At 39.4% G+C, this 9,019-nt stretch carries 17 protein-coding genes and 1 pseudogene; 2 read left to right on the top strand and 16 right to left on the bottom strand.

All coding sequences use genetic code 11. The features are described 5' to 3' along the window. Positions 1 to 204 precede the first annotated feature (204 nt). The 16 genes and pseudogenes from GTK47_RS07295 to GTK47_RS07220 form a co-directional block, all read right to left on the bottom strand. A complete protein-coding gene (locus GTK47_RS07295; RefSeq protein WP_165122601.1) occupies positions 205 to 708 on the bottom strand; it encodes an antiterminator Q family protein in 504 nt (167 codons plus the stop codon). Further along, on the bottom strand, positions 705 to 899 hold the full coding sequence (locus tag GTK47_RS07290; protein ID WP_165122600.1) for a hypothetical protein: 195 nt from the start codon (positions 897 to 899) through the stop codon (positions 705 to 707). Before GTK47_RS07290 ends, GTK47_RS07295 begins: the two co-directional genes overlap by 4 nt. After that, entirely contained in the window at positions 886 to 1,251 is a 366-nt protein-coding gene (locus GTK47_RS07285) for a RusA family crossover junction endodeoxyribonuclease (RefSeq protein WP_165122599.1), read from the bottom strand. Before GTK47_RS07285 ends, GTK47_RS07290 begins: the two co-directional genes overlap by 14 nt. Beyond that, positions 1,248 to 1,538, bottom strand: coding sequence for a DUF1364 domain-containing protein (locus GTK47_RS07280; RefSeq protein ID WP_165122598.1), 291 nt, complete (start codon positions 1,536 to 1,538; stop codon positions 1,248 to 1,250). Before GTK47_RS07280 ends, GTK47_RS07285 begins: the two co-directional genes overlap by 4 nt. A 111-nt stretch (positions 1,539 to 1,649) precedes the next feature. Beyond that, entirely contained in the window at positions 1,650 to 1,883 is a 234-nt protein-coding gene (locus GTK47_RS07275) for a hypothetical protein (RefSeq protein ID WP_109395754.1), read from the bottom strand. Next, positions 1,880 to 2,323: a recombination protein NinB gene (locus tag GTK47_RS07270; protein WP_165122597.1), complete on the bottom strand. Its 444-nt coding sequence runs from the start codon at positions 2,321 to 2,323 to the stop codon at positions 1,880 to 1,882. The genes GTK47_RS07275 and GTK47_RS07270 overlap by 4 nt, the downstream gene beginning before the upstream one ends. Before the next feature lies 1 nt (position 2,324). After that, positions 2,325 to 2,534, bottom strand: a complete 210-nt coding sequence (locus GTK47_RS07265; RefSeq protein ID WP_165122596.1) for a hypothetical protein — start codon at positions 2,532 to 2,534, stop codon at positions 2,325 to 2,327. Then, positions 2,527 to 2,715, bottom strand: a complete 189-nt coding sequence (locus GTK47_RS07260; protein ID WP_165122595.1) for a Lar family restriction alleviation protein — start codon at positions 2,713 to 2,715, stop codon at positions 2,527 to 2,529. Before GTK47_RS07260 ends, GTK47_RS07265 begins: the two co-directional genes overlap by 8 nt. Before the next feature lie 210 nt (positions 2,716 to 2,925). Next, a complete protein-coding gene (locus GTK47_RS07255; RefSeq protein ID WP_165122594.1) occupies positions 2,926 to 3,135 on the bottom strand; it encodes a hypothetical protein in 210 nt (69 codons plus the stop codon). Between the two features lie 13 nt (positions 3,136 to 3,148). After that, the gene (locus GTK47_RS07250; protein WP_206535883.1) at positions 3,149 to 3,484 is read right to left on the bottom strand and encodes a hypothetical protein; all 336 of its coding nucleotides are present in this window, start codon (positions 3,482 to 3,484) and stop codon (positions 3,149 to 3,151) included. Further along, positions 3,485 to 3,820 carry a hypothetical protein gene (locus GTK47_RS07245; RefSeq protein ID WP_165122593.1) on the bottom strand — a complete coding sequence of 112 codons (336 nt, stop codon included), beginning with the start codon at positions 3,818 to 3,820 and terminating at the stop codon, positions 3,485 to 3,487. A 23-nt stretch (positions 3,821 to 3,843) separates the two neighbouring features. Continuing rightward, positions 3,844 to 5,220, bottom strand: a complete 1,377-nt coding sequence (locus GTK47_RS07240) for a replicative DNA helicase (protein WP_165122592.1) — start codon at positions 5,218 to 5,220, stop codon at positions 3,844 to 3,846. Positions 5,221 to 6,257: 1,037 nt separating this feature from the next. Beyond that, positions 6,258 to 6,704, bottom strand: a pseudogene (locus GTK47_RS20670) (replication protein); the annotation flags it as partial. After that, positions 6,697 to 6,873: a hypothetical protein gene (locus GTK47_RS07230; protein ID WP_164484703.1), complete on the bottom strand. Its 177-nt coding sequence runs from the start codon at positions 6,871 to 6,873 to the stop codon at positions 6,697 to 6,699. The gene GTK47_RS07230 and the pseudogene GTK47_RS20670, both read right to left, overlap by 8 nt. Before the next feature lie 91 nt (positions 6,874 to 6,964). Further along, positions 6,965 to 7,345, bottom strand: a complete 381-nt coding sequence (locus tag GTK47_RS07225; RefSeq protein ID WP_069367909.1) for a hypothetical protein — start codon at positions 7,343 to 7,345, stop codon at positions 6,965 to 6,967. A gap of 133 nt (positions 7,346 to 7,478) precedes the next feature. After that, positions 7,479 to 7,706, bottom strand: a complete 228-nt coding sequence (locus GTK47_RS07220; protein WP_049216808.1) for a helix-turn-helix domain-containing protein — start codon at positions 7,704 to 7,706, stop codon at positions 7,479 to 7,481. A gap of 60 nt (positions 7,707 to 7,766) precedes the next feature. Between GTK47_RS07220 and GTK47_RS07215 the strand changes: the two genes are divergently transcribed. Next, positions 7,767 to 8,462, top strand: a complete 696-nt coding sequence (locus tag GTK47_RS07215; protein ID WP_239510902.1) for a S24 family peptidase — start codon at positions 7,767 to 7,769, stop codon at positions 8,460 to 8,462. A 26-nt stretch (positions 8,463 to 8,488) separates the two neighbouring features. After that, positions 8,489 to 8,896, top strand: a complete 408-nt coding sequence (locus GTK47_RS07210) for a hypothetical protein (protein ID WP_071233854.1) — start codon at positions 8,489 to 8,491, stop codon at positions 8,894 to 8,896. Positions 8,897 to 9,019: the final 123 nt, after the last annotated feature.

The following is a 9,019-nucleotide window of genomic DNA, read 5'->3' as shown; positions in this document are numbered from 1 at the left end:
ACGGGATTAATTGTTTCTTACAACGGTCTGTCGCCAAACAAGTGCCGTTAAAATTAACAATTAACCCCGCCCTAAAAGCACAGATGACGAACGTGCTTTGTTATTCTTTTCAAAGATATACACGAGCATGTATATAAGGTAAGTAAAGTTAAGAGTCACGTAAAGCAACTTACCCTATAATTGTTGTCCATTTGTCCATTAATGTCAATAGCAAAGTTCGGCTATTTTCTTTACTTTAGCCACACGTTTACGATTATTCATTGCATTTCGGAGAGGTTCGTACAATAACCACTGAGCAGCTTTGAGTTTTTCGTCAACTTCTCTCCTGCAAGTTCTATGAGATGGCTTGCCGTATTTATTCCCCCCTCTCGTTTGCATTTTGCGTGGTTTTGCGACTCGGTGATAGTAAGATGCAATCGAAAGCTTAGATGAACCATGAGCGTAATAACTTAGCAATATTCCATAGGCCTGTGTGTCAGTGGCGATGACTGAATCTACGACCTGAGAAATCAACATTCCTTCATCATCATTGCACATAGGTCTTGATGGGTTTTTACTTGCCTCTACTGTTTGCATGAATTTATAAATCATGTTGATCATGCGAATATCGATACGACCAGAATATACCCACGCCCCCCACAGATTTAACCAACCATCTAGCCAGCGAAACTGCTCATCCGTTAATTCCTTTTCTCCGATATAGCTCATCTCGCCTCCGGTAATACTGTGTGATAATCATCATTAGCCGTTGTGTATAGAACTCTGACGCCATCCATTAATCCGCAAAATATTTCCATGCATTCAGCAATCTGAATTATGCAAAAGTTAACTCGACCACCTGATTGAGATTTTAAATATCTTGCTTCTTCAATAGCTGCGATTAAGTCAGTGAACATCATCTATCTCCCATATTTTGATATCTAATGAGCCATGAGCAACCTTCTCACCTCGACGGATCCGCATATCATCAATCTGACTATCATCACCCCAAAATTCAGCATGAGTTAACGAATCGAAAACTGCTTTAGGCAAGTTATCGAGGTCTCTTTGTCTTTTATCTGGGGGATTTGCTGTGATGACTATTTTGATACGGGAAGTGGTTTTGACGTCTAGGTTATGTTGCTTGATATAATCTGTTACTTGCTTTCGATAGCTAGTGCCTTTGGGTGAGATATAATGGCGTCCTCTACAATGCCTCCAATAGGTATTATTGCTAGGTGGCCACGGCAATTTTAAGTGATACTCGTTCATACCTTAATCTTACCCTCCTTGATGAGAATATCCTGAGTACGAATAACGCCTTCTAAATGACATTGCTTTGCGTATTCAGCGTCAGTAATTCGTGTCCTTCGGTCTATTTCATCGTGACAATCGCTACATGCCCAAGCACCAAAAATATCATTAGGTTTTATTCCGGTACCGCAAATGCCAGACATTCGATAATGAGCTAAGACGACAGTTTCAGAATTACCGTTACACACTCCAGGTATTCTAATTTGGCATTCACGGTCTCGAGCTTCTTTGCGTAAGTTCGCCATCTCCCTCTCCTTTGATTTTATCCATCACTTCCAAATGAGCGTATTCATCAGCACACTGAGCACACACGTAAATTTCTTCATCTGTTAGCTGTCTATTGCATGACATGCAGTTCATTTGATTTTCCTTGTAGCATCAAATCCAGTTAGCTCATTCAATCGTTCCGCTGTATGAACAGACCCGAGGCGAAACATTACGCCAAGATAATCAACTGCGCCCTGTTTACCAAAGACAGATAAAAATAGGTATTTAAATGCTCTCTTAACAACACACCATCTTTTAAATGACTTCTCACCGATGATTACAAAATCAACTGAGTCATCCATTAGCTTTAGTTTTGGGTTCATTCTTCCTGTTTCCTTTTCAATTTCATATACTCGCTATCTTCCGGAGTAGTTAGTATTAAACCGAACTGTAAAGCCCACGCCTCAACTCTCTGTAAGAAGTGATGCATATCACCTTTATCTAACCTTGAAGTATGCCTAAGTGTCTCTCGTTGCGTTTTTTCACCCGTTAACACATCGGTGTACTCAGTCACTTCAAATCCAAGGTAAGTGGCCTTTAAGCTTTCTTTCACCCATGCTTCGGTACAGAACTCACGACCCGACCTAATTAAGTAGTCGCTGATTTCTTTGTACCAAACATGGCTTAATGCGTTTTGAGAGAGGCTTCGTTTTGGTTTGTAAGGCTTGATGGTGACGCTGAGTTTTGGGTGGGATTTAAGTAGTTCAATTACATTGTTATCAAATAGCTTTTTCGTTGATTCGTGTAGACAGAAGTTTTCCAAGTTAACCTCCTTGCATTTCTGCGTATACCTCTATCCAATATTTAGCTTCTTGGATCCATTCTTTTTTCTTTTTGCGGATTTGTCTTTTAGTTGGTTTGCATGGGAATTTATAGTGTTCCTCAATCCAGCCTACATTTATTTTTAACATCCAAAATCTGCGATTCGTATTGAAGTTAACGTAATAGACCATTACTTCTACTGGATCACTCACTGTTAGCTCTCCTGTTCCATGCTGCGATTGCTTCCTGTCTACTATCTTTAAATCCCGTCTCTGCTTCGCATGAATTACACTCTGCCTTGTAGTATGTTTTATCGTCAAATTCTTCATAATCATACGCGCCGACAAAAATCCTCTCACATCCACAAAACGGGCATTTCTTGAGTTCGTTCATGCTACTTATCCTTTTTGAAGGGGAGTTTATTTTCGATGTAGTCAATTAATGAAAATAAAAATTGTCGTACGTGTTTTCTGGCAAAGTGGATCGGCGTATCAATTAGAAAAAGTAGAAAGTAAACTATGCTTATCGGGAGCATGAATACAATTAAAACTGTCCATCTAACTAAATAGTTAATCTCGTTGCCTTTAAATTTCGCCCACTTCATCATTCACCCTCTAGCATTGGTGGGAGTGGCAGATCGCCCCAGTAGATAACGTCTGAATAATCAAACCACTGTGATATTTTTATGCTGTAAAAACCGCATCCTTCATCAATCCTCCATCCGGCGTGAGTTTCACCGCCTACATAGAACAAAATTAGCTTACCCCTCTCTGGATATTTCTCACTCACCTTAACCCAATTAGTTCCCTGCATTAGATGCCTCCTCTTAGAATTTTTTCCCGCCCTTTTTGATGCGGTTTTCACGCTGATGATCTGCTCTATGTTTGTTGTATTCGAGCTTTTCAGCAATAGCCCCTTCAATGTCATAATCAAAGGCTTCGGCATAATCCAAAATACGAATAACAGCATCAGCAAGTTCGACTTCAGCCATTTTTCTATGTGGCAAATGGTCATCCATTAAGTTTTTGCGTTCTCCCTCCATTGCCTCGCTGATTTCAGAGTGAATCAGGCAGAGTAAGGTTCCTTTCTCGCGTGGATTATCCCACCATCCAGCAGATTTATTTTGTTGATGGATTTGTTGCTGTAATTGTTTAATGTTCATCTAAAAATCCTCATGCTTATCACACTGGCACCCACTGTTATCAATACCCCAAGGGAATAAAGTGTCTAACTCAGTAAACCAACTTTTACATTTGTCACAGTAAAACACTTCCCACGGCATTCCGTACTCAAGAAGCCATTCAGTAACTTGTGGGGTGATTTGTATTGGTGGGATACAAGAAACATCGAAGTTTTTAATTTCCAGTTCTCGCTGCAGTGATTCGATTTCTAATCGTTGGTTTGATATTTTTTTTCTTGAGATAATTCTGTCTGTTTTCAGCTCTCTGTTTTCCTCTGTGAGCCGTTTACATTTTTCAAATAAACTTTCTGTGTTCATTCATCTAAAAATCCTCTTGCGTGTTAACACTCAATTTCTTCATCTACGTAGTCGCTGTTTATATTGCTTAATACCGCCTGATCTAAACCACCGCGAGCGTTAGTGAAGTAATATGTTTTTTCTGCACCAGGTGCGTGACGTGATTTCGTGCAAATAACCTCAGTGATACCTTTCAGATTGGTGTCGGGATGATATTTTTCATCACGATAAATCATGAAGATAACGTCAGCCTCTTGTTCGATAACGCCAGACTCTCTCAAATCAGCATTAACGGGGCGCTTATTGGTTCGTTGTTCTAAGTTACGGTTTAACTGTGCAAGTGCGACTACGGGACATTTAAGCTCTTTTGCGAGGTTCTTTAACCCTGTTGCAATCTCACCCACTGACTGATTCATGTTTTCAGGGTTGGTCATTTTCATTTTCTGCAAGTAGTCAACGATAATGACACCTAAACCGCCCGTTTTTTTGTGCATCTTTCTAGCATCAGCGCGTATTTCATGAATGCTCATTGATGGTCGGTCATTGATATAAATCGGTGATTCCTGAATGTCAGCAAGTGCATGAGATAACTTAGCCCAAGCCTCATCCATGTTTATTTTCGATTTATCGTCACCTAGTAGGTCTTGCTTGTTAACCCCCGCGTGATGAAATGAAATGCGTTCTGATATCTGCCACGAGGGCATTTCAAGGCTATAAAAAACAACGGGTTTCTTTTGCTTCAATCCGATTGCTTTTGAAATTGCTGTACTGAACATGGTTTTACCCATGCCCGGACGGCCACCAACAACAATCAAATCGGTGTTATTAAATCCACCAAATGTCTTATCGATGTCAGGTAAACCAAACTGAGTTTTATATTTCCAGATATCACCGTTGATCATCGACTCAAGAATATTTATCGACTCGTTAACTCCGTCCATGATGTGCTGTGTTTCAACAACACTACCTGTGTCCATTGATGAGATTGAGGATTGGACCTCACCAACAACATCAACAAGGTTGCTAACGTTTGATGAGCTAATCTTCGCAACACCTTCATTGAGAACAGCAAGCGTTTTTCGTGCCGTGGTTAGATCCTTAATTTTCTGAACATAACCGGGTAACATTTGAATACTTGATGTGTTTTTAGTGCATTCAGCAAGATAGCCGAACCCGCCAGTAATATCTGAATTACCTTGTTGTTCAATTTCTCCATTCAGTAAAACCAAATCAACCTTAGATCCATTTCTAACAAGGCTTTGCATGGCTTTAAATATGGCTTTGTGAGCCGATGATGTGAAATCGTCAGCAACTAAACTTTCAATCGCTGAGATAGCAATTTCTTCTGTTTCAGATGTGGCAATCAGTATTCCGCCAATGACAGCCTGCTCTGAGTAATAATCCGTGAATTTATTTTCCATTAAACAATCCCTTTTTTCCGTTCGGTATATTCGCGCTTGGCTTGTTCGTAGGTTTGCGACCATCTTGTCGGCGTTAAGATCCAGTCAAGAGTTAACCATCCCTTGTCTTGTAAGCTAGTGAATAAACTTGATTGCGATATCAGCTTGAAGCAGGTGTCCATGTGTTTTACTTCACGCCATTGCCCTTTGTTAGTTTTGCCATTCCAGACAGCCTCCAAATCTTTGTAAGCAGGTCTGCGTGATGTCCACTCATGAAAATCAATGGCTCTTTCAGGAACGTATTTGTTCCAGATTTTAATTAATTCTTCATGAGGACAATCGACAGGATTGATACCGTCTCGGTTTTTCCACTTGAGAGCGTCTGACAGGTAGCCATCGAAGCGGTTAACTCGGCAGATATTGGTTGGTTTTGCTATTGAGTTATTACGTCGCTTCCATGTTGACACCACCCACTCAATAACTGTGATTAAATCACTTAGCAGATATCTATCTCTGCTTTGGGTTGGAGATAAGAGGGTCATGAATGGTTTAAAGTCTCTGCACTGAGAGCCAGTAATATTGTTATAAAAATCTAGAGCTTCTCTTGCTTCCCTGATTATCTCTTCACGAGAAATTCCTTCACTTGAAGATGACATAGGATGAGCACTTACCACTGGTATTCCATCGAAATCATATCTCTCAGACACGATCCCTTCTCTCACCAAAACGAAACCATCAGAAAGTTGCTTTAGTTTTACAATGGATTTATCTCTAGCGTTCAATCTATCGATTTCAATGCCACAAGAATCGCCCTTACCATTGGAAACCAGAAGATCAACTCGACCAGCTTTACCATCACCTCTGTCGCTAACTCTAAATTCTCTTTCGCAGATATAACCCAGCTCAACTAATTTTTGCTCAACAGAATCATGAAGCTTGTCTGCCTTATCGAAATCAAACTTTCCTTCTAGGATTGAAATTAATTCTTCACGAAGAGAACCTCCTCGATTTCCTCCCTTGGGAGGTATGGTGGGATCTTTTCTTTTGTCTTTTGTATTATTGTCTTTTGTGTTTGACTGTTTCGGTAAAGTGGTTTTTACCGTTTTAGTAAAGCTATTCTTTACCGTTTCGGTAAAACTTTTACTGTTTCGGTCAATGTCGGTTTCCCATTCAGAAATATTCTTATTCATTCCAATTTTTCGACCTTCCTGAATAAAGATTTTCATCCGAACTAATTGATTTTTAGCGGTGGAGCATTTGGTGCTATCAATCTTTGTCATGCTTTCAAGTTGTTCATTGCCAACCCAATCCATTTTTTTATTAAAGCCGTATGTTTTTCTCCACACAGCCATAACCATTAATAATTGGTGCTTGGTCAACCCAGCAAGCATGATTGCATCTAATAGCTCATTCGCTATTCTGGTGTAGCCATTATCAAGATCTGCCACGTTAGGCCTCTCTTGCCGTCGTTGATTACCAAAATCTGCATATGCAACATTACTCATGCGATCCTCCTAGTAATTTCTCACGATGCTCATTTCTCAATTTTGCATCTTCGAATGCTTCCTTTAGACGCTTACTTCCTAACGGTGTCACTTCTCGTAACGTCTTATCTCGCATGATGTTTTTATGCACTTCGTGACGATTAAACCAATGATTAACTTTCTTCTTCATGGTATAATTCCCTTATTCCTAAGCTGTATCAGCAAAAGGGAAACTCAAAATCAGCTTCCCTTTAATACTGGTTATTGATACAGTATATTTGTTAGTTGAACAGACCTAATTGTTCTTCTCTAAAGGCCTCAGTTGTTCCCGCAATTGAGGCTTTTTCATATGCATGAACTTGAAGTTTTAACCTCGATAGCTCAGCCATATTTTCCAGATACAATCTATAATCTGATTCCCTGATAACCTTCTCGCCCTCCCTCACAAAACCAATTACACGACGTGTGGCAAGCATTTCGCATACACCATCAATAGATTGGATTCTTCTTGAGATAGTCGAGTCTGAGCGTGATGTGGCTTGTGCAATTTCTCGCTGATCCCCATCACGTAATATTTGAAGTGCGTTACTAACTAAGTGACGCGTTCTAAATTCAATAGCTCGTTTGTCACGAACTGTTTTGCATGTGTTTCCATATTCCATTTGTTAAAGTCCTTATTAATTACTTCCCATATTGGGAACAGCAGTAATGATCCGTGGCTCATTCCATATGAGCGGATTGTTTGCTCTGAGAATTTACTCTGAGCGGATTAGTGATGTTAAAGAGCGATTAAAACTAAGCAGCAAGTAATTTTTTTTGGCTAATAGCTAGTAAGTCTTCAGCTTTTATTTTCCCTTTGGATAGGGCTTGGATTGTTTTTGCATAATTAGTTTTTCCAAAAAATTCTGTTTTTGGTAGAAAACCGTTATCAATCCATTTATAAACAGCTCGCTCACTTACTCCGCATGCCTTTGCTACTTCTGCAACGCCAATCTGTTTAATTGGCTCCCTTAAATCGTGCATAGAAGTCTCCTTAATGAACTTTCAGTACATATATTAGTTGAACTGACAGTTCCTTTCAAGATGTTTATTATTGAACGTATGGTACAAACTAATAACGTGCGTGAATTATTTGCCAAGAGGCTTGCGCAGGCTTCAAGAGACGCTGGTTTTGATGACCATGGCAAAGCGACAGAAATAGCTAATAAACTTGGCGTAACCACCAAGGCCGTTAGTAAATGGTTTAATGCCGAATCACTACCAAGACAGGAGGTGATGAATAAGTTAGCTAAATTACTTTCAGTGGATATAGTCTGGTTGCAACATGGGCAAGAAAATGTAAATAATGCAAATGTTAGTAATCCAAGACCTTATAGACCAGCACCTAAATACCCTGTAATTAGCTTTGTTCAGGCTGGTAATTGGACGGAAGCTTGTGAGCCATACACGCTAAGCGAGATCGATGAGTGGTACGAGTCTGAAGTTTCTGTTCAAGGATCTGCTTTTTGGCTTAAGGTTGAGGGCGACTCAATGACGGCTCCAACAGGAGTTAGTATTCCTGAGGGATCATTAGTCCTAGTAGATACAGGAAGAGAACCTATAAATGGAAGCTTGGTAATAGCTAAGCTTACTGATACGAATGAAGCGACATTCAAAAAGCTTGTCTTTGATGGAGCTAAATATCTTAAAGCGTTAAACCCAGCTTATCCCGCTATTACTATAAATGGAAACTGTAAAATTATTGGCGTTGTAGTTCAAATGATGATGCGATTTGTCTAACTTTTAATCATTAAGAAGAGGATGCTTTGAGAATATTTTTTCTAATTATTATCATTGCTTTATCAGGTTGTGTAACAGGTGATAAAATATCATCAATACATTCTGGGATGAGCAAAGACAATGTTATATCAATAATGGGCAACCCTGATGGAGCCTCGTCAAGCAATGAGTATGAAATATTAATTTATGCTAACAGGCTGATGTCTGGTTGGTCTTATGATAAAGCCGACTATAAGTTTATATTTAAAAATAATTCTCTTATTGAATATGGACCAGAAAAAATAAGACAAGACAATGGCGCTTCAGCTATTAGAGCGATATCAGCACAACAAAGCCTGTTATTATGGCAACAACAGCAAAACATCTATAAAAAACCAGTAACAGCAACGAACTGTACAAAATTAGGTTCTACCGTTAACTGCACGTCATACTAACCTCATGCTTTTTATTTAGTCCCTCTACCAGAGGGATTTTTTTCATCCCGCCTAAATAAATTAGTGATCAAGAGCTAATTTTAAATATTTACAAAAATAAATACCGTTTAAAAACAACAAAAT

Origin of the sequence: Proteus sp. ZN5 (assembly GCF_011046025.1) — a bacterium.
Taxonomy (GTDB): domain Bacteria; phylum Pseudomonadota; class Gammaproteobacteria; order Enterobacterales; family Enterobacteriaceae; genus Proteus.
Note: the sequence above shows the minus strand (reverse complement) of the source record. Positions and strands in the feature narration are given on the sequence as shown.

Coding starts and splice junctions, on each gene's coding strand:
- GTK47_RS07215 (WP_239510902.1), top strand. CDS start 7,767: ATGTTTATTATTGAACGTATGGTACAAACTAATAACGTGCGTGAATTA.
- GTK47_RS07295 (WP_165122601.1), bottom strand. CDS start 708: ATGAGCTATATCGGAGAAAAGGAATTAACGGATGAGCAGTTTCGCTGG.
- GTK47_RS07290 (WP_165122600.1), bottom strand. CDS start 899: ATGATGTTCACTGACTTAATCGCAGCTATTGAAGAAGCAAGATATTTA.
- GTK47_RS07260 (WP_165122595.1), bottom strand. CDS start 2,715: ATGAACGAACTCAAGAAATGCCCGTTTTGTGGATGTGAGAGGATTTTT.
- GTK47_RS07230 (WP_164484703.1), bottom strand. CDS start 6,873: ATGAAGAAGAAAGTTAATCATTGGTTTAATCGTCACGAAGTGCATAAA.
- GTK47_RS07275 (WP_109395754.1), bottom strand. CDS start 1,883: ATGAACCCAAAACTAAAGCTAATGGATGACTCAGTTGATTTTGTAATC.
- GTK47_RS07225 (WP_069367909.1), bottom strand. CDS start 7,345: ATGGAATATGGAAACACATGCAAAACAGTTCGTGACAAACGAGCTATT.
- GTK47_RS07255 (WP_165122594.1), bottom strand. CDS start 3,135: ATGCAGGGAACTAATTGGGTTAAGGTGAGTGAGAAATATCCAGAGAGG.
- GTK47_RS07285 (WP_165122599.1), bottom strand. CDS start 1,251: ATGAACGAGTATCACTTAAAATTGCCGTGGCCACCTAGCAATAATACC.
- GTK47_RS07245 (WP_165122593.1), bottom strand. CDS start 3,820: ATGAACACAGAAAGTTTATTTGAAAAATGTAAACGGCTCACAGAGGAA.
- GTK47_RS07280 (WP_165122598.1), bottom strand. CDS start 1,538: ATGGCGAACTTACGCAAAGAAGCTCGAGACCGTGAATGCCAAATTAGA.
- GTK47_RS07220 (WP_049216808.1), bottom strand. CDS start 7,706: ATGCACGATTTAAGGGAGCCAATTAAACAGATTGGCGTTGCAGAAGTA.
- GTK47_RS07250 (WP_206535883.1), bottom strand. CDS start 3,484: ATGAACATTAAACAATTACAGCAACAAATCCATCAACAAAATAAATCT.
- GTK47_RS07240 (WP_165122592.1), bottom strand. CDS start 5,220: ATGGAAAATAAATTCACGGATTATTACTCAGAGCAGGCTGTCATTGGC.